Origin of the sequence: Streptomyces durhamensis, assembly GCF_000725475.1 — a bacterium.
In the GTDB taxonomy this organism is placed as follows: Bacteria; Actinomycetota; Actinomycetes; order Streptomycetales; family Streptomycetaceae; genus Streptomyces; species Streptomyces filipinensis.
In genome coordinates this window covers 68,110-87,103 of the sequence record NZ_JNXR01000031.1, presented here as the reverse complement: position 1 = coordinate 87,103, position 18,994 = coordinate 68,110, and the positions used below count along the sequence as shown (strand labels likewise).

Genomic DNA, 18,994 nt, shown 5'->3' with positions numbered 1-18,994 from the left:
GATCTGGGGGCGGGCGGCGCCGGCGAGAGGGGCGGCTATGGCTGCGGTGAGAAGGGTGGCCAGGAGGGGGCGGTGCCACTTCTTCGGGGGGCGGGGGGGCTTGGGCGTGGGCTCGTGCGGATTCGGGTGCGGGTGCGGGGTCGAGTGCGGGTGCGGGGTGAGGTGCGGGTGCGACGTGAGGTACGGGTGCGGGTGCGCCATCGGGTGCGGGTTGGTGGGTGGGCACCCGGCCTCCGGCCGGGTTTGGGTGCCCACTCGCACCACCTGTGCCGCTTTCGTCGTCAGGTGCGGGTGACCCTCGTGGGGCGCACCCGCCGTCGGCGACTGCCCGTCCGTGGCGCTGGAAGGCGGGGCCGACAGAGGATCCCTGTCCGGGGAAGGGGAAGGTGCGGCCGGGGATGGCTGGGTCGTGCGGTCGGCGTGCCCCATGGTCGGGTTCCTTTCAGGTCGCCCGGCCATCGGGCTTCTCTGAGAAGGAAGTTAGGGATCGGGGGCCGTCGTCGGCGTCCCGCCAGGGAGCTGTCCTGCGGGGTAGCTCTCAGGTACTACGGGTATCACCGGGGCCGAAGTCGACCGGTCACCAGGCCAGTTGGGCGATCTCCTCCGCCACCACCGCGCACGCGTCCGCCGCCGGGTCGATCAGCGGGAAGTGCCCCACGTCCTCCAGCAGCGTCAGACCCACGACCTCCCCGGCCTTCGCCGCCGCGTCCGCGTAGGACTCGGCCACCGCCTGCGGCACCACCAGATCCGTACGCCCCTGGACGAGGGTCGTCGCGATGCCCGTCGGCAGCAGCAGGACGGGGTCGGCGTAGGGGCGGCGCTCGGCGAACGCCTCCTGGCCACCGAGGAGTTGCAGACTCGCGTTGCCGCACACGTCCAGCTTCTCCGCGGCCTCGAAGTCCGCGATCGGGGCGAGGGCGACGACCCCGCGCAGCGGTGTCGGCCGGCCGGTGCGCCAGGGGGCGTCCGCGGGCAGGACGTGGCGGGCCGCGGCCCACAGGGCGAGGTGGCCGCCGGCCGAGTGGCCCGTCAGCACCATGCGGCGCGGGTCGGCCTGCGGGAGTGCCTCGCGGACCAGGGCGGGCAGCGCGTCCAGGGCGGCGGCTACGTCGTCGAAGGTGTCGGGCCAGCGGCCGGCCGGAGGGGTGGCGTCCCCCGGGTGACCGCCCGTGTTCTGCCCGGGGATCAGGGGGTCGCCGCCGCGCCGGTACTCGACGTTGGCCACCGCGAAACCCCTGCGGGCCAGGTAGTCCGCGAACGGGGTGATGTGCCGGCGGTCGTAGCGGGCGCGCCAGGCGCCCCCGTGCAGGACCACCACCACCGGGGCCGGCGTGTCCGAGGCGGTCCGGGGGGCGTAGAAGTCGATCACCTGGTCGGGGTGACTGCCGTACGCGGACGTGGCGTCAGGGTCCACCGGGGGGTGCGAGAAGGCCGACTCCTCCTCGGCGGCGTCCCGTGCTGCTGCGGCGTCGTCCGGCATGCTTCAACCTCTCAGCGATGCAACGTTTCTGGCGGACCCAGTAAGACGGACCAGGTGGAGACAATCGGCCGTTGGCGGGAAGGTATCAGGCCGATGACGTGCGCGGACACGGGGTTGTGGCCCAGCGGCCGGCACCGCGCGGGAACCGTCCGCCGGAGCCGCGCGGGACACCCGGACCGGCGCTCGGCGCCCTGCGGGCAACACATCGGGTACGGCGGAGAGGGCCGACGCGGCGGGTACGGCAGCAGGGCCCCCACCTCGGGTACGGCGGTCCGGGTGGCGGCGTGCGTCGAGGAGTGGCGTGCGGCGGCGTGAGCCGGGGCGGGCGGTGCTTTCCGTCGCCCGTCGTCGGTGGTGGGGTCTGTGGTGGCGGGCTCTTCGGTGACGCACCGCTGCCGCAGGTCCTTCGCTGCCGGGCTCTCGGCTGCCGGATCCTCCGCCGCCGGGGTCGGCGTGCCGGAGGCGGCTTTGCCGGGGTGCCGGTGGGTGTCCCCGGGTGCCGGGTGGACCCACCACCGCAGAACCACCACCGCAGAACCACCACCGCAGACCCCGCTGCGAAAGACCCGCGGCAGTGGGCCGGCCGCGGGCACGGGGCGGCCGAGGCCACCACGCGCCCCGCGCCCGTCACCGGCCCACGCCGGCTACGCCCCGTCCAGCACCTCCCCCAGCACCCGTGCCGCCCGCTCCACATCCGCGAAGCCCACGTACAGCGGGGTGAAGCCGAAGCGCAGGACGTCGGGGGCCCGGAAGTCGCCGACCACCCCCCGCTCGATCAGCCGCTTCATGGCATCGCCCGCGTCCGCGCACCGCAGCGCCACCTGGCTGCCGCGCTCCTCGTGAGCGACCGGCGTCAGGGACTCGACGCGCCCCTCGGGCACATACGCCGCGACGCACTCCAGGAAGAAGTCGGTCAGCGCCAGCGACTTGGCGCGCACCGCGTCGACCGACACCCCGTCCCAGACCTCCAGCGCCGCCTCCAGCGCCAGCGTCGACAGGATGTCCGGCGTGCCCACGCGCCCTCGCAGCGCGCCGGGCGCCGGGGCGTACTCCGGCCGCATCCCGAAGGGTTCGGCGTGCGAGTTCCAGCCGGGCAGCGGGGAGTCGAAGCGGGGCTGCAGCTCCTTGCGCACGTACAGGTAGGCCGGTGCACCCGGGCCGCCGTTCAGGTACTTGTAGGTGCAGCCGACCGCCAGGTCGACACCGTGCGCGTCCAGGCCCACCGGCAGGGCGCCCGCGCTGTGGCACAGGTCCCAGACCGCGAGGGCGCCCACGGAGTGGACGGCCGCCGTCAGCGACGGCAGGTCGTGGAGGCGGCCGGTGCGGTAGTCGACGTGGTTGAGCAGGACCGCCGCCGTACGGTCGCCCAGCGCCCCGGGCACCTCGGACGGCGTCACGGCACGCAGGGTGCGGCCGGTCAGGCGGGCCGCCGACTCGGCGATGTATCCGTCCGTGGGGAACGTGGTGGCGTCCACCAGGATCTCGGTGCGGTCGTCGTCCGCCATGCGGACCGCCGCGACCAGTGCCTTGAAGACGTTGACGCTGGTGGAGTCGCCCACGACGATCTGTCCGGGCGCCGCGCCGACCAGCGGGGCGATCCGGTCGCCGATCCGCTCCGGCGCCGTCCACCAGCCGCTCTCCTCCCAGGACCGGATGCGCAGCTCGCCCCACTGGCGGCGGACCACGTCGGACACCCGGTCGGGGACATGTGCGGGGAGCGCGCCGAGCGAGTTCCCGTCCAGGTAGACCGCGTCATCGAGGACGAAGCGGTCCCTGAGCGGCGCCAGCTCGTCCGCCGCGTCCAGCTTCTCCGCGCGCAGGGGCAGTTCAGACATGGGACCTCGCCGTCCACAGCTCCGGGAACACGTTCTTGCGGGCCCGCTTCTCCAGCCAGGCCACGCCGGCCGAGCCGCCCGTGCCCGACTTGGCGCCCATCGCGCGGCGGGTGGCGACCAGGTGGTCGTTGCGCCAGCGCCAGATCAGTTCGCCGACGTCGGTCAACGCCTCGCCGAGGCGGGCGAGTTCATCGCTCTCGTCGCCCGCGTAGACGGCGGTCCAGGCCGCCTCCACGGCGTCCGCGGGTTCGTAGCGCAGGGTGACGTCCCGGCGCAGGACCGAGGCCGGGATCGGGTGGCCGCGGCGGGCGAGGAGGCGTACGACCTCGTCGTACAGGCTCGGCTCGTGCAGGGCCTTCTCCAGCTCCGCGTGGACGCGGGGGGCGCCGCGGTGCGGGACCAGCATGGACGCGGACTTCTCGCCCAGCAGGAACTCCATGCGGCGGTACATCGCCGACTGGAAGCCGGAGCCCTCGCCGAGGGCGGAGCGGTACGAGTTGAACTGTGCCGGGGTGAGCTGTCCGAGCGGCTTCCAGGAGGCGTTCAGGGCCTCCAGCTCCCGTACGGAACGCTTCAGGGCGGCGATCGCGGTCGGTACGTCGTCCGAGCGCAGGGCGTTCGCCGCGGTCTCCCACTCGTGCACGATGACCGTGAACCACAGCTCCATGACCTGGGTCGTCACAAGGAAGACCATCTCTCCGGGGTCGTCGGAGAGGGTGTGCTGGAGGTGGGTGAGCACGTCCGCCCTGACGTAGTCCTCGTACGGCGTCGTACCCGCGAAGTCGAGGTTCGGGTCGAGGGTGCCGTCGGGGTTCTGTTCGAGATGCGGGGTCTCGGGCTCAGCGGCCTCGTGGGGGTGAGCCTGTTGGGACATCGCTGTCTCCTGTTGTTACTCCGGGTAGCGGTCCGCCCCTGCCGATTCCGGCACGGGGGCCCCGGTCCCCACCCGGAATCCTCCGCAATCACCTCGGATACGGCAAGGCCCGTCTGCTGCCAGACGGGCCACACCGGTGACTCCCGTAGGGGCCGGGGGCGGTCAGCCCAGGGTCTGGGCCGCCGTCGGGGAGGAGTCCTTCAGGAACTGCGCGCAGCGCTCGTACTCCGCCTGCTCACCGATCGCCTGCGCGGCGCGGGCGAGGGCGTGCAGGGCGCGCAGGAAGCCACGGTTCGGCTCGTGCTCCCAGGGGACCGGGCCGTGACCCTTCCAGCCGCTGCGGCGCAGGGCGTCCAGGCCGCGGTGGTAGCCCGTACGGGCGTAGGCGTACGACTCCACGACCGCGCCGCGCTCGAACGCCTCGTCGGCCAGCTGGGCCCAGGCGAGGGAGGAGGTGGGGTACTTCGCGGCGACGTCCGCGGGGGCGGTGCCGTTCGCGAGGAGTTCGCGGGGCTCCGGGTCGTCGGGGAGGTGGGTCGGGGGCGGGCCGCCCAGGAGGTTCTCGTGAATCGTCATGGGTTCAGTTTCTCGCACAGGTGCATGTGCGGGCTCGTCCTGCCGGGTGCTCGGTGCTGCGGGACCGCTCCGAGGCGGACGGCCCCGCGACGCCGCCACGAGCCGGACGAGAGGCGGGCACGATCTGGAAGGGATGCGGGCACGATCCGGAGGAGACGTTGCACGGTCCGGAAGAGACGCGGCCACGGTCCGGAAGAGATGCGGCCACGGTCCGGAAGAGACGCCGGCACGAGCCGGAAGACAGGCTCTAGCGGACCCGCCGTTCCCCCTCCAGCGGCGGGCTCGTCACGTTGCCGTGGGTCCGGCACTCGGGGCGGCGGCAGCCCGGGGCCGGGCGGCGGACCAGGGCGAACGCCACGACCGAGCCCAGCAGCAGCGTCCCCGCCAGGATCGGCATCGCCCGGTCGAACGCCGTGTCGAAGGCCGTGGGCGACCGGTACGCCTCCGGCCCCATCCCCGCCAGCAGCGGGAGCGCGGCGACCGCGAGCAGGCCCGCCGCCCGGGCCGCCGCGTTGTTGATGCCGCTGGCCAGGCCGGCCCGGGCGGTGTCCACCGAGGCGAGCACCGTGGCGGTCAGCGGGGCGACGAGGGTGACCATGCCGGCGCCCATCACCAGCAACGCGGGCAGGACGTCCGTCAGGTAGTCCGCGTCCGGCCCCACCCGCAGCATCAGCAGCATCGCCGCCGCGCACAGCAGGGGGCCGACGGTCAGCGGCAGGCGTGGGCCCGTGCGGTCGGCGAGGGCGCCGGAGCGGGCGGAGAACAGCAGCATCAGGGCCGTGGTCGGCAGCAGCGCCGTACCGGCGGCCAGCGGCGAGTAGCCCGCCACCACCTGCAGCTGCAGCGCGGTGAGGAAGAAGAAGCCGCCGAACGCGGCGTACACGCACAGGGTGACCAGGTTGACCGCGGTGAACTGGCGCGAGGCGAAGATGTCCGGCGGGAGCATCGGGTCCGGGCGGTGCCGCTCCACGTACACGAAGGCCACGGCCGCGGCCACGCCCGCCACCGCCGTCAGGGTCACCCCCAGGGAGCCCGACCGCGCCTCGATCAGCGCGTAGGTCAGCAGGGCCAGCGACAGGGCGCCCAGCGTCGCGCCGAGGACGTCGAAGCGCCCCGTGTGCTTCCCGGCGGACGACTCCGGCACGTGCCGCACCGCCACGGGCACGCACAGCAGCGCCAGCGGGACGTTCAGCAGGAACACCCAGCGCCAGCCGGGTCCGGCCACCAGCCAGCCGCCGAGGAAGGGGCCGACCGCCGCGCCGATCCCGCCGAAGCCGGACCACAGGCCGACGGCCCGGCTGCGATCGTCGGGGTGGAAGGACGCCTGGATGAGGGCGAGGGAGCCGGGGGTGAGGAGCGCGCCGCCGATGCCCTGCAGCGCCCGCGCGGCGATGAGGATCCCCGGATTCGGCGCCATGCCGCACAGCAGGGAGGCCGCCGCGAACCACACCACGCCCAGCAGGAAGATCTTCCGCCGGCCGTAGCGGTCGCCGAGCGAGCCGCCGAGCAGGATCAGACCGGCCAGCGTGACCATGTACGCGTTGACCGTCCACTGCAGCGCGGCGAGGTTCGCGCCCAGGTCCCGCCCGATGCGCGGGAGCGCCACGTTGACGACGGTCGAGTCCAGCATGGCCATGCTGGAGCCGAGGATCGTGGTGAACAGGATCCACTTGCCCTGGGGGGAGGCCAACCGGACGTCGGGCACGCACCCAGGTATACAGCGGGCCCGGCGGCATGCACAGCCACCGGGCCCACCACGGAGTAAGCCGCGCGCGAGCGGCCCTACCGCTTACTTGATCTTGTTGCCCGCCGAACGCAGGTTCTGCGTGGCCTCGACGACGCGCGCGGCCATCGAGCCCTCGGCCAGCTTGCCCCAGGTGCGCGGGTCGTAGGCCTTCTTGTTGCCGACCTCGCCGTCGACCTTCAGGACGCCGTCGTAGTTCTGGAACATGTGGGCGGCGACCGGACGGGTGAAGGCGTACTGGGTGTCCGTGTCGAGGTTCATCTTCACGACGCCGTTCTCCAGCGCGGTCAGGATCTCCTGCTCGGTGGAGCCGGAGCCGCCGTGGAACACGAAGTCGAAGGGGGACGCCTTGCCGAACTTGGCGGCGACGCCGTCGTTCAGCTCCTTCAGCAGGTCGGGGCGGAGCACGACGTTGCCCGGCTTGTACACGCCGTGGACGTTGCCGAAGGAGGCGGCCAGCAGGTAGCGGCCCTTCTCGCCCAGGCCGAGGGCCTCGGCGGTGCGGATCGCGTCCTCGACCGTGGTGTAGAGGGAGTCGTTGATCTCGTGCGAGACGCCGTCCTCCTCGCCGCCGGTGGGGGTGATCTCCACCTCCAGGATGATCTTGGCGGCGCGGGTGCGCTCCAGCAGCTCCTGGGCGATGGCCAGGTTGTCGGCGAGGGTCTCGGCGGAGCCGTCCCACATGTGCGACTGGAACAGCGGGTTCCTGCCGGCCTTCACGCGCTCCTCGGAGACCGCGATCAGCGGACGGACGTACCCGTCGAGCTTGTCCTTCGGGCAGTGGTCGGTGTGCAGCGCGATGTTGACGGGGTACTTCTCGGCGAGGATGTGCGCGTACTCGGCGAGGGCGACCGCGCCGGTCACCATGTCCTTGCTGTACTGGCCGCCGAGGAACTCGGCACCGCCGGTCGAGATCTGGACGATGCCGTCGCTCTCCGCCTCCGCGAAGCCACGCAGCGCCGCGTTCAGGGTCTGGCTCGAGGTGACGTTGATGGCCGGGTAGGCGAACTTGCCTGCCTTCGCCCGGTCGAGCATCTCGTTGTAGACCTCGGGGGTTGCGATGGGCATCTGTCCGCTCCTTGGTGTTGCGGGTTGGCTTGGTGCGTTACGGCCCTGACCTAGACCTGGGGGGCGACGTCATCGTCGCCCACATCTTTCCAGACATGGACCGCAGGTCCATGCGTCGGTCAAGTCCAGGTCAATCCGCGTCGTCAGTCCAGACCCAGTTCATCCTTCGAGAAGGCGAAACGGTACGGAACGCCCGCGCCGGCCTCGATCTTCTCCGCGGCGCCGGTGGCCCGGTCCACGATGGTCGCGACGGCGACGACCTCGGCGCCGGCCTCGCGCACGGCCTCCACCGCGGTGAGCGGCGAGCCGCCGGTGGTGGAGGTGTCCTCGACGACGAGCACCCGCCGGCCCGCGATCTCCGGGCCCTCCACACGCCGCTGCAGGCCGTGCGCCTTCGCGGCCTTCCGTACGACGAAGGCGTCGAGCTTCTTCCCGCGCGCGGCGGCGGCGTGCAGCATGGCGGCGGCTACCGGGTCGGCGCCCATGGTCAGACCGCCGACCGCGTCGAACTCCAGATCCGCGGTCAGGTCCAGGAGCACCTGGCCGACCAGCGGGGCGGCCTCGCCGTCGAGGGTGATGCGGCGCAGGTCGACGTAGTAGTCGGCTTCCAGACCCGAGGAGAGGGTCACCTTGCCGTGCACCACGGCCTTGTCCTTGATCTGCTGCAGCAGCGCGCCGCGAACGTCCGTCATGCCGACCAGCTTAAGGGCGCCGCCAGCTCCAGGTCGTCGTCGCCTCCAGCGGCTCCAGGGGGGTGACCAGGCGCGGGAGGGTGTTGAGCCCGTTCGGCGGGCCGGTCTGCGGTTCCACGCACACGGCCTCGGCCTGCTCGTCGTAGACGACCACCCACTCCTCGCGGCTGGCCACCTTCAGCTCCAGCTGCCCCGGCCAGGTGAGGGTGACGTCGACACCGCCGGGCATGCCGAAGCAGTCGTCCCAGGGGCCCGGCTCGGGGTCGATGCGGTTGCCGGTGGGCAGGTGGTCGTCCCCGCGCTCCTCCTGCCAGGCGGGCGTGAAGTCGAGCTCCGCGTCCTGGCCGCCGAGGTTCCGGTTGAACCACGGGTGCCAGCCGATCTGCGCCGGGAAGGAGTCGTCCCGCGCCTCGACGGACATCGTCAGCGTCAGGCTGTCCTCGGTGAGCGTGACGACCTGGGTGACGCGGCCGCGGTGCGGCCAGGGGTCGACCAGGTCGTACGTGATCACCGCCTCGCTCTTGGAGGCGCGCGCGGTGCGCCAGGCGCCGTCGCGGGCGGTGCCGTGGATGGCGTGGGGCGGGGAGTTGAGCGGCAGCTCACGGACGGTGCCGCCGTCCAGGAAGCGGCCGTCCCGGGTGCGGCCGCACCAGGGCACCATCGGGAAGCAGCCGTAGCGGGGCCCCTGCCTGAGCAGTTCGAGGGAGCCGACCCTGAGGCTGCTGATCCGGCCGCCGCCTGCCGGGCTGACGCATGCTTCCGCTTCGCCGGCGGTCAGCGTGATGTCTTCGTTACTCACGGGAAGAGGCTACTGGGGCTGGCGGGGGGCGGGCGCGCTCGTGGGCGGCGCAGGCCGGCGGGGGGGTGATCGCGCGGTTCCCCGCGGACCGGCCAGGGTGATCGCGCGGGTTCCAGCAAACCGGCCGGAGCGATCACACGGTCCCCCGCAAACCGGCCGGAGCGATCACACGGTCCCCCGCGGACCGGCCGGAGCGATCACACGGCCCCCCGTGCCCCTGTCAGGGCGCCCGCAACGGTTCAGCGGCGGCGGCGGAGGGCCCGGGTCACCACGATCGCCGAGGCCAGGGCCACCGCTGCCGCCGGGGCCGCCCAGCGCAGCGCCGAGGTCGCCGACACCGTCTGGGGCGCCGGGACGGGGGCGTAGCGCCCGCGCGGCGGCGCGTGGTCGACCTCCTCCGCGCTGCGGCCGATCATCGTGCGGCGGGCGTGCGCGGCCTCGGCGGGGGGCTCGCCGGTGTCGGCGAAGTCATCGGCGAGGCGCTCGGCCGCGGGGTCCAGGGAGGGCGGGGGGACCTCGGTGCCGAAGACGGAGGCCTGCCCGGGTCCGGGTGCGGGCTCCGGCTCGGGTGCCGGCTCCCGCTCCCCCGTGGCCTCGGGCTGCTCCCCCTGCGCCCGCGTCGTCGCCAGGTTCTCCAGGAAACGGTTCAGCAGGCGCATCGCCGCCGCGCTCACCGCGTCCGCCGGCAGCTCGGCGATGCGGCCGTCCGCGTCCGCCGTGCCCTCGACGGTGACGGCCGTACCGCCCGCGGTGTCCGCGAGGCGCAGGGTGAGGGCGAGTTTCACGGCGCCGGTGCCGCGGGCCTCGGTGGCGTCGGCGTCGACGGCGTACGTGCCGTCCTCGCGGCTGACCACGCGTGCCGTGCCGCGGTAGGTGACGGAGTGTCCGCCGACGCGCAGTTTCAGGCGTCCGGCGACGGGTTCGGCACCGGCGTCCTGTTGCAGGCCCGGGACGGCGCGGGCGACCTGGGCGGGATCGGCGAGGGCGTCCCTGAGCGGCTCGACCGGGACCGGGACGAAGACCTGGTGCTCCATGTCCGCTGAGCCTACCCAGGTGTGACCGGAAAGTACCCACACGGAACGGGCGCCTCAGTACCGGGGATGCACCAGGGTCGACGCCGGCAGTCCCCCGATCCGCGTCCGTGCCGCCGCCCGGGCGTCCGCCCTCAGTTCGCGCTGGGTCAGCGTGCGCGGGTGCCAGGATCCCAGCCGCAGCGGGGGCGGCAGGCGCCCCGGCGCCGCCAGCAGGAACCCCCAGTCGTACGGCGCTCCGGACGGGCCGGCCGAGCGGTCGGGGCCGGCCGGGAACCCGGAGTCGTGGCCGAGGACCCGGTAGGGGGAGTCGGCGAAGCCGGCGGCGCGCAGGGTCGCGGCGACCGTCCAGAAGGCGAGGGGGCGGGTGGTGACGGACCCGGCGTGGACGACGAGCCGGCCGCGGGGGGCGAGGACGCGGCGGGCCAGGCCGTAGAACTCCTGGGAGTACAGCTTGGTGCTGGCGGTGATACCCGGATCCGGCAGGTCGGCGATCACGACGTCGTACGACCGCCCCCGCGCCACCCGCAGCCAGCCGAGCGCGTCGGCCGTGGTGGTGTGGACGCGGGGGTCGTCGTAGGAGTGACCGTTGGCGGCGCTCAGACCGGGGTCGTGGCGGGCCAGGCGGACCAGGCCGGGGTCGAGTTCGACGATGTCGACGCGGCGCACCCCGGGCCGGCGCAGCACCTCGCGGGCGGCCAGGCCGTCGCCGCCGCCGAGGATGAGGACGCGCGCGTGCGGGCCACCGGACAGCGCGGGGTGGACGAGGGCCTCGTGGTAGCGGCGTACGTCGCGGCCGCCGACCCGGAGCCGCCCGTCCAGGAAGAGGTCGAGGGGCCGGCCGTCGGTGCCGCCGGCGAGGACGACCTCCTGGACGCCGGTCTGTTCGGCGACCCGGACGTCGTCGCCGTAGACGGCGTGCCGGGCGGCGCGTTCGAAGTCGCCGGCGAGCGCGGCGGCGGAGGCGAGGACACCGAGGACGACGAGACCCACGGCGAGCAGCGTCCAGCGGGCCCGGCAGGTCAGGTCGCGGCGGAAGAGGCCCAGCACCAGAGCGCCGCCCGCGACCACGTTGACCGTGCCGGTGAGCAGGGCGCCGGTCAACTGGCCGAGGAACGGCAGCAGAAGGAAGGGAAAGGCGAGGCCGCCGACCAGCGCGCCCACGTAGTCCGCGGCGAACAGGTCGGCCACCGCGCCGCCCGCGTCCTGGTGGCGGATGCGCTGGATCAGCTCCATCAGCAGCGGGACTTCGGCGCCGATGAGCAGTCCGATGGCGAGCGAGAAGGCGACCAGCAGGAAGCGCGGCCCCTCGGACCACATCCCGCCCCAGCCGCCGGTCCAGGCGAAGACCGCGTACAGCGCCATCGCGCTGCACCCGCCGACCAGCGCGAGAACGGTCTCGATCGCGCCGAAGCCGGCCGCCGCGTGCCAGCGCAGCCGCTTCGCGCCGAGCGAGCCGATCCCCATCGCGAACACCATCACGGACAGCACGACGGAGGCCTGGGTGACCGAGTCGCCCATCAAGTACGAGGCGAACGCGACCAGTTCGAGTTCGTACACGAGTCCGCAGGCCGCGCAGACGAAGACGCACACGAGAACCAGGAACCGCCCGGTGCCGGGCCGGACGGGCAGCCGGGCGGGGCCTGTCCAGGAGGGCGGGGCTCCCGGGGGCGCGGGGGCGTGCGGTTCGATCACGTTGCGACGTTACGTCACATGCCCGGCACGCTTCGTCACCCACACGTGTGGAACTGGGGGCCAGTTGACGCCCCGCGGGTTTATGTCCGCGCCGAGCGCTCGGTGGACTGTGCCACACTCACCCGTGCCCCGACCCGGGTCCGGGTGGCCACCAACTGGCCGTCCTGCGGGTAGGCGTGCCAGGTGCGCCAGTGCACCTGACCCTCGTGGTGCTGGGCCAGCATCGCGGTGAAAGCGTGCGGACTGCCCGGGAAGACACCCGCGAGACCGTGCGGATGGTCGGAGACGAGGGCCAGCAACTCCTGGGCCCGGCCCGCGAACGAACCGGGGGTGAGCTCCTCGACACGCGCCGCGAACTCGTACTCCCAGTCGCCGACCCGCTTGGCGACGCCGAGCGGCAGCGGGGTGCTGGAGCCCGGGATGCACGCGACCGTCTCCGAACACAGGCCGCGTTCCTCCTCCAGCAGCACCTGGTGGGACGCGCCGAGGAGTCTCAACTGGAGCTTGGCCCCGCCGAGTTCCAGGCCGAGGGTGGCCAGGGCCGGCAGCGGCTCGCGTCCCAGGGCCCAGGCTAGGTCGGCAGCGCGCGTATCGGTGTAGGAGGTGTTCAGGGTCGTGAGCATGGATCGGCTCCGCTAACACGCGATGAGGGGGGAGATCGGCCATGTCAGCCCAGCCGGCTCGGCCGGGTGGGGAGTCTCAGGGACGTCCGAGGGGCTGCGTTGGCGATTTAGAGGGAATCATGAACAGAGGCGCCCCCACCGCGTTTTTACCCAACTTCGTGGGGTTTCCATCCCTCAGAGGGCCCCACAGTTCAACTGTTCAACCATGGCGCGCGCCCGGCGCGGAGAAGGAGACGGCGAGCGCCCGCCGGCTGCCTTCGCCGGCGGGCGCTCATGGGCCCGGATACGGTTCCCCCGAAAGCTCAGCTGCCCCGTGTCAGCTGCCTCCCCCGCATCCGCCCCCGCCGCCGCACGACGAACCGCCGCCGCAGGAGGAACCACCACCGCAGGAGGAGTGCCCCCCGCAGGAGTGACCCCCGCCGCAGGAGTGGTGGCCGCCGTGGTGCCCCCCGTGATGCCCGCCCGACGAGCCGGAGTCGACGCTGCCCGCCCACCAGCTGCCGCCGCCGTCGTACGAGGACGACGACGAGCGGTGCGACCCGGAGCGGCCGCGGCCGCCCTTGCCGAGTGAGACCCCGCGCTGACGGCGCCTGGTCCGGCCCGCCAGCACCATGAGGGTCACGAACGCGGCCACGATCAGAATGAAGAGGAAGCCGGAGTCCATGGCGTCACCCTCCTTCCGTTCCCCCGAAGCGGCCCCCCGTGGACCGCGGTGACCGGGGGATGCCCGGCCGTCCGGGGACTCAAAGCAGAGTTGAGGAACTCCAGAGCTTGGGCGCAGGATGAGCGGCATGACCTCCAGCGCACGGCCTCACCTCAACCGCCGGCTCGCCGAGTTCGGGACGACGATCTTCGCCGAGATGTCCGCGCTCGCCGTGGCGACCGGGGCGATCAACCTGGGCCAGGGCTTCCCCGACACCGACGGCCCCGAGGAGGTACGGGAGGCGGCGGTGCGGGCACTGCGCGAGGGCCGCGGCAACCAGTACCCGCCGGGCCCGGGCATCCCGGAGCTGCGCACCGCGATCGCCGCCCACCAGCAGCGCCGCTACGGACTGTCGTACGACCCCGACACCGAGGTGCTGGTCACCGCCGGCGCCACGGAGGCGATCGCCGCGGCGCTGCTGGCCCTGGTGGAGCCGGGCGACGAGGTCGTGGCCCTGGAGCCGTACTACGACTCCTACGCGGCGAGCATCGCGATGGCGGGCGGCACGCGCGTACCGGTCACCCTGCGCCCGCACGTCGAGGAGGGGGCGTCCTTCCGCCTGGACCTGGACGAGCTGCGCTCCGCCGTCACCGGCCGCACCCGCCTGCTGCTGATCAACACCCCGCACAACCCGACCGGTACGGTCCTCACCCGCGCGGAGCTGGCCGCGATCGCCGAGCTGGCCGTCGAGCGGGACCTGCTGGTGGTGACGGACGAGGTCTACGAGCACCTGGTCTTCGACGACGCCGAGCACCTGCCGCTCGCCGCCTTCCCCGGCATGCGCGAGCGCACGGTGACGATCGGCTCCGCCGGCAAGACGTTCTCCTTCACCGGCTGGAAGGTCGGCTGGGTGACGGCCTCCCCGGAGCTGACCGCCGCGGTCCGCTCGGTGAAGCAGTTCCTGACGTACGTGTCCTCGGGCCCCTTCCAGTACGCGGTCGCGGAGGCGCTCGCCCTGCCGGACACCTACTTCGAGGAGTTCCGCCGGTCCATGCTGGCCCGCCGGGACATCCTGGCGCAGGGGCTGACGGAGGCCGGTTTCGAGGTGTTCCGGCCGGCCGGCACCTACTTCGTCACCACGGACATCCGGCCCCTCGGCGAGAAGGACGGCTTCGCCTTCTGCCGCGCCCTGCCGCATCGGGCGGGCGTGGTGGCGATCCCCAACGCCGTGTTCTACGACGACCGGGAGGCCGGGGCGCCGTTCGTACGGTTCGCGTTCTGCAAGCGGGAGGAGACCCTGCGCGAGGCCGTGGAGCGGCTGCGGGCGCTTTAGCGCTCCGCTTACTCGACACAGGTGAACCCGTGACACCGACGGCCGTCACCTGCTCGCGCTCGCGCCCGCGCACTTGCAGGGTGCGGAGATGTGACCCACGCCAGCACACTCCTCGCCCCGCCCCTCAGCACGCCGAAGCCGGCGCAGCGAACCCGCACCGTGCGAGCGAGCGGGGTCGCCGTGGGCCTCTTCCTCGGGGCCCGGCTCATCGGTGCGGCCGTGCTCGCCCTCCTCGCCCACGCCGACGGCAAGCACCCGCTGACCCTGCTGTCCCGGTCCTGGGACTCGGTCTGGTACCTGGGCATCGCCGCGCACGGCTACGGCCACGACCTGCCCTCCCACGACCCCGGCCCGCACAGCGACCTGGCGTTCTTCCCGCTGTACCCGGCGCTGCTGCGGGCGGTGACCGCGCTGGTCCCCCTCGACGGGGGCCTCGCCGGGCTGCTGCTCTCGTGGACGGCGGCCGCCGTGGCCGCCGCCGGGATCCACGCGGTCGGCTCCCGGCTGCACGGGCGGGCCACCGGGATCGCGCTGGTGCTGCTGTGGGGGCTGCTGCCGCACTCGGTGGTGCTGTCGATGGCGTACACCGAGCCGGTGCTGACCGCGTTCGCGGCCTGGTCGCTGTACTCGGTGCTGGCCGGGAACTGGCTGTGGGCCGGCGCCCTCGCGGCGCTCGCGGGGCTGGCCCGGCCGAACGGGTTCACGGTGGCCGCCGCGGTGCTGGCCGCGGCCGGGGCCGAGGTGTGGCGGCGGCGCGGAAAGGTTTCCCACAGGCTGTGGACGGGCGCGGCGCTCGCCCCGCTGGGCTGGGCGGCGTACGTGCTCTGGGTCGGCCGGCGCAAGGGTGACCTGCTGGGCGGCTACTTCGAGGTGCAGCGGCTGTGGGGGTCGCGGTTCGACTTCGGGCGGGGCTCGCTGGAGTTCGTGCGCGCGATGCTGCTGCACGGCGGCCGGTTCGTGTTCCCGATGGCGCTGGTGCTCGTCGTGGCCGGCACGGTGCTGTACGCGCTGCTGCTCGTGGACCGCGCTCCGCTGCCCCTGCTCGTGCACAGCGGGACGCTGCTGCTGATCGCGCTCGGCGGGTCGGGCTTCTTCGAGTCCAAGCCGCGGTTCCTGCTGCCGGCGTTCCCGCTGCTGCTGCCGCTCGCCCGGGGCCTGGTGCGCACGGCGAGAGCCCGGCCCTGGCACGCGACCGTGCTGGTCGCGAGCCTGGCCGGGCTCAGCTATCTCTACGGCGCGTACCTGGTGGTGTACGCGCAGACGCCGCTGTAGGCCGGGCGGCGGACCTTACTCGCCGTCGTCCTCGGGCTTGTCCGCCTCGTCGACCTCCTGCTCCAGGCCGAGCTGCTCGGCGAGCCACTTGTCGAACTCGATCGCGGCCCGCACCCAGCTGACCGTGGAGGAGACGAAGTGGTTGATGTCGACGCCCGTGCCGATCAGCATCTGGGCCTCACCGATCAGACGGACGGTGCCGTCGTCATGGGTGTGGGTGTAGACCTTGGGCCACAGGGTGCGGCGGTTCCAGTCGTCGACGGACTCCAGCAGCCGGGGCTTCTCGTCGATCGGGTGGGGGCGGTCGTAGAACGTCCGCACCGAGAAGACGGCCTGGTCGGCCTCCCCGCGGAACATGAAGTAGGTGCGGAACTGCTCCCACGGCGCCGCGAGGTCGCCTTCCTCGTCGACGACGTACTTCAGCTCCATCTGGTCGAGGAGCTGCTTCACGAGGTCCTGATCCGGGAGGACGGGGCCGGCCGGTCCCTGGGGCTGCGGTTCGGGCTGGCCCCCGAAGTTCGGAATCGAGGACGGGTCGATGCTCACCGTGTTTTTCCCTTCATGGTGGATTCCGCCATCCTCCCCCATGCGGGGAGGGGGGAGGCAAGCCCCGACGCCCCCTGTCAGCCGTGGGCTGACATGATTCCGGCTGCCGTGGGCGTCACAGCGTCTTTCCCGTCGCCGGACCCACCAGCAGCCCCTCGCCGGAGCGGTCGACGCGGACCGTGTCGCCGTCCTTGACCTCACCGGAGAGGATCTCCTTGGCGAGGCGGTCGCCGATCGCGGTCTGGACGAGGCGGCGCAGCGGGCGGGCGCCGTAGGCCGGGTCCATGCCCTCCTCCGCCAGCCAGGCCAGTGCCTGCGGGGTGATGTCCAGGGTGAGCCGGCGCTCGGCCAGCCGCTTGCCGAGCCGGTCGATCTGGAGCTGCGCGATCCGCTCCAGCTCGGGCTTGGTCAGCGCCGAGAAGACGACCAGGTCGTCGAGCCGGTTGAGGAACTCCGGCTTGAAGGACGTCCGGACCGCCTCCAGGACCTGTTCCCGCTTCTCCGCCTCACTCGTCAACGGGTCGACCAGGAACTGGCTGCCCAGGTTGGAGGTGAGCACCAGGATGGTGTTGCGGAAGTCGACCGTCCGCCCCTGACCGTCCGTCAGGCGGCCGTCGTCCAGGACCTGCAGGAGGATGTCGAAGACCTCGGGGTGGGCCTTCTCCACCTCGTCCAGCAGGACGACGCTGTACGGGCGGCGGCGGACCGCCTCGGTGAGCTGGCCGCCCTCCTCGTAGCCGACGTACCCGGGGGGTGCGCCGACCAGCCGGGCCACGCTGTGCTTCTCGCCGTACTCGGACATGTCGATGCGGACCATGGCCCGCTCGTCGTCGAAGAGGAAGTCCGCCAGGGCCTTCGCCAGCTCCGTCTTGCCGACACCGGTCGGGCCGAGGAAGAGGAAGGAGCCGGTGGGGCGGTCCGGGTCGGCGATGCCCGCGCGGGAGCGGCGGACCGCGTCCGACACCGCCCGTACGGCCTCGCTCTGGCCGATGAGCCGCTTGCCCAGCTCGTCCTCCATGCGCAGCAGCTTCTGCGTCTCGCCCTCCAGCAGCCGGCCGGCGGGGATGCCGGTCCAGGCGGCGACGACGTCGGCGATGTCGTCGGAGCCGACCTCGTCCTTGACCATGGTGTCCCTGGCGACCTCCTCCTCGGCCTCGGAGGCGGCCTCCAGCTCCTTCTCCAGCTGCGGGATCTCGCCGTAGAGGAGCTTGGCGGCGGTGTCGAAGTCGCCGTCGCGCTGGGCGCGCTCGGCCGTACCGCGCAGCTCGTCGAGCTTCTCCTTCAGCTCGCCGACCCGGTTGAGGGACTGCTTCTCCTTCTCCCAGCGGGCGGTCAGGCCGCGCAGCTCCTCCTCCTTGTCGGCGAGGTCGCGGCGCAGCTTCTCCAGGCGGGCGAGGGAGGCCGGGTCGGTCTCCTTGCCGATCGCCAGCTCCTCCATCTTGAGCCGGTCGACGGCGCGCTGGAGTTCGTCGATCTCGACCGGCGAGGAGTCGATCTCCATGCGCAGCCGGGAGGCGGACTCGTCGACGAGGTCGATGGCCTTGTCGGGCAGGAAGCGGGAGGTGATGTACCGGTCGGAGAGGGTGGCCGCCGCCACCAGTGCGCTGTCGGCGATCTGCACCTTGTGGTGGGCCTCGTACCGGCCCTTGAGGCCGCGCAGGATCGCGATGGTGTCCTCGACGGTCGGCTCGGCGACCAGCACCTGCTGGAAGCGGCGCTCCAGGGCGGGGTCCTTCTCGATCCGCTCCCGGTACTCGTCCAGGGTGGTGGCGCCGACCATGCGCAGCTCGCCGCGGGCCAGCATCGGCTTGAGCATGTTGCCCGCGTCCATCGCGGAGTCCCCGCCGGCACCCGCGCCGACGACCGTGTGCAGCTCGTCGATGAAGGTGATGATCTGGCCGTCGGAGTCCTTGATCTCGGCCAGGACGGCCTTCAGGCGCTCCTCGAACTCACCGCGGTACTTCGCGCCGGCCACCATCGCGCCCAGGTCCAGCGCGACCAGCCGCTTGTCCTTCAGCGACTCGGGCACGTCACCCTTGACGATCCGCTGGGCGAGCCCCTCGACCACCGCGGTCTTGCCGACGCCGGGCTCGCCGATGAGGACCGGGTTGTTCTTGGTGCGGCGGCTCAGTACCTGCACGACCCGCCGGATCTCCTGGTCCCGGCCGATGACCGGGTCCAGCCGGCCCTCGCGGGCGGCGGCGGTGAAGTCGGTGCCGAACTTCTCCAGGGCCTTGTACTGGCCCTCGGGGTCGGCGGTGGTCACGCGGCGTCCTCCCCTGGCCTTCCGGAAGGCCTCCTGGAGCTTACCGGCGTCAGCGCCCTGCCCCTTGAGCACGTCCCCGGCCGCGCCGCCCTTCGCGGCGATGCCGATGAGCAGGTGCTCGGTGGACAGGTAGTCGTCGCCGAGCGCCTTGGCGCGCTCGGTGGCGTCCGCGATCACGGCCAGCATCTCGCGGTTCGGCTGCGGAGGCGCGACGGTGGACCCGGTCACGCTGGGCAGCCCGGCGAGGATCCGCTCGGCCCCGGAGCGTACGGCGGCCTGGTCGGCCTCGACGGCCGCGAGCAGGTCCGTGATGTTCTCGTTCTCCTGGCCCTGGAGCAGAGCCAGCAGCAGGTGAGCAGGGGTGAGGTCCGGGTGTCCCTCGGTCACGGCCCGGTTGCTGGCCGCGTTGATCGCGTCCCGGCTCCTGTTGGTCAGCTCGGCGTCCACGTCGTCCGTTCTCCTCCTCGGCCACAGGCTCTCGGCCACTCTCCAGTGCTGACTTAACCAGCGTACACAA

The 18,994-nt window shown here is 72.9% G+C and carries 16 protein-coding genes and 1 pseudogene; 2 read left to right on the top strand and 15 right to left on the bottom strand.

The window, feature by feature from the left end:
* From IO33_RS51845 to IO33_RS0134990, 13 genes and pseudogenes are all read right to left on the bottom strand, one after another.
* A pseudogene (locus IO33_RS51845) lies at nt 1–255 on the bottom strand (hypothetical protein); the annotation flags it as partial.
* 322 nt (nt 256–577) lie between these two features.
* Nucleotides 578–1,480 carry an alpha/beta hydrolase gene (locus IO33_RS0135045; protein WP_031172628.1) on the bottom strand — a complete coding sequence of 301 codons (903 nt, stop codon included), beginning with the start codon at nt 1,478–1,480 and terminating at the stop codon, nt 578–580.
* 644 nt (nt 1,481–2,124) lie between these two features.
* Nucleotides 2,125–3,315 (bottom strand): kynureninase, encoded by a 1,191-nt coding sequence (gene kynU / locus IO33_RS0135040; protein WP_031172626.1) that lies wholly within the window; start codon nt 3,313–3,315, stop codon nt 2,125–2,127.
* Complete coding sequence (locus IO33_RS0135035) at nt 3,308–4,189, bottom strand: tryptophan 2,3-dioxygenase family protein (protein WP_031172624.1); 882 nt, start codon at nt 4,187–4,189, stop codon at nt 3,308–3,310. The genes kynU and IO33_RS0135035 overlap by 8 nt, the downstream gene beginning before the upstream one ends.
* A gap of 162 nt (nt 4,190–4,351) precedes the next feature.
* Complete coding sequence (locus IO33_RS0135030) at nt 4,352–4,765, bottom strand: DUF3151 domain-containing protein (RefSeq protein WP_031172622.1); 414 nt, start codon at nt 4,763–4,765, stop codon at nt 4,352–4,354.
* Nucleotides 4,766–5,012: 247 nt separating this feature from the next.
* Nucleotides 5,013–6,470, bottom strand: coding sequence for an MFS transporter (locus IO33_RS0135025; RefSeq protein ID WP_031172620.1), 1,458 nt, complete (start codon nt 6,468–6,470; stop codon nt 5,013–5,015).
* Nucleotides 6,471–6,554: 84 nt separating this feature from the next.
* Nucleotides 6,555–7,577, bottom strand: coding sequence for a class II fructose-bisphosphate aldolase (gene fbaA, locus IO33_RS0135020; RefSeq protein ID WP_031172618.1), 1,023 nt, complete (start codon nt 7,575–7,577; stop codon nt 6,555–6,557).
* 143 nt (nt 7,578–7,720) lie between these two features.
* Nucleotides 7,721–8,269, bottom strand: coding sequence for an orotate phosphoribosyltransferase (pyrE, locus tag IO33_RS0135015; RefSeq protein ID WP_031172616.1), 549 nt, complete (start codon nt 8,267–8,269; stop codon nt 7,721–7,723).
* A gap of 10 nt (nt 8,270–8,279) precedes the next feature.
* Nucleotides 8,280–9,068, bottom strand: coding sequence for an aldose epimerase family protein (locus IO33_RS0135010; RefSeq protein ID WP_031172614.1), 789 nt, complete (start codon nt 9,066–9,068; stop codon nt 8,280–8,282).
* Between the two features lie 239 nt (nt 9,069–9,307).
* A complete protein-coding gene (locus tag IO33_RS0135005; RefSeq protein ID WP_031172612.1) occupies nt 9,308–10,102 on the bottom strand; it encodes an SRPBCC family protein in 795 nt (264 codons plus the stop codon).
* A gap of 54 nt (nt 10,103–10,156) precedes the next feature.
* Nucleotides 10,157–11,794 carry a polyamine aminopropyltransferase gene (locus IO33_RS0135000; protein WP_031172611.1) on the bottom strand — a complete coding sequence of 546 codons (1,638 nt, stop codon included), beginning with the start codon at nt 11,792–11,794 and terminating at the stop codon, nt 10,157–10,159.
* A gap of 80 nt (nt 11,795–11,874) precedes the next feature.
* The gene (locus tag IO33_RS0134995) at nt 11,875–12,417 is read right to left on the bottom strand and encodes a DUF2617 family protein (protein ID WP_031172608.1); all 543 of its coding nucleotides are present in this window, start codon (nt 12,415–12,417) and stop codon (nt 11,875–11,877) included.
* Between the two features lie 316 nt (nt 12,418–12,733).
* Complete coding sequence (locus IO33_RS0134990) at nt 12,734–13,081, bottom strand: hypothetical protein (RefSeq protein WP_031172606.1); 348 nt, start codon at nt 13,079–13,081, stop codon at nt 12,734–12,736.
* A 118-nt stretch (nt 13,082–13,199) separates the two neighbouring features.
* Between IO33_RS0134990 and IO33_RS0134985 the strand changes: the two genes are divergently transcribed.
* Both IO33_RS0134985 and IO33_RS0134980 read left to right on the top strand, forming a co-directional pair.
* Nucleotides 13,200–14,393: a pyridoxal phosphate-dependent aminotransferase gene (locus IO33_RS0134985; protein WP_031172603.1), complete on the top strand. Its 1,194-nt coding sequence runs from the start codon at nt 13,200–13,202 to the stop codon at nt 14,391–14,393.
* Between the two features lie 90 nt (nt 14,394–14,483).
* The gene (locus tag IO33_RS0134980) at nt 14,484–15,665 is read left to right on the top strand and encodes a hypothetical protein (RefSeq protein WP_078964015.1); all 1,182 of its coding nucleotides are present in this window, start codon (nt 14,484–14,486) and stop codon (nt 15,663–15,665) included.
* A gap of 15 nt (nt 15,666–15,680) precedes the next feature.
* Here the strand turns inward: IO33_RS0134980 and IO33_RS0134975 are convergent, their stop codons facing one another.
* Nucleotides 15,681–16,211 carry a type III secretion system chaperone family protein gene (locus tag IO33_RS0134975; protein WP_031172599.1) on the bottom strand — a complete coding sequence of 177 codons (531 nt, stop codon included), beginning with the start codon at nt 16,209–16,211 and terminating at the stop codon, nt 15,681–15,683.
* A gap of 115 nt (nt 16,212–16,326) precedes the next feature.
* Nucleotides 16,327–18,924 carry an ATP-dependent chaperone ClpB gene (gene clpB, locus IO33_RS0134970; RefSeq protein WP_031172597.1) on the bottom strand — a complete coding sequence of 866 codons (2,598 nt, stop codon included), beginning with the start codon at nt 18,922–18,924 and terminating at the stop codon, nt 16,327–16,329.
* Between the last annotated feature and the right edge of the window lie 70 nt (nt 18,925–18,994).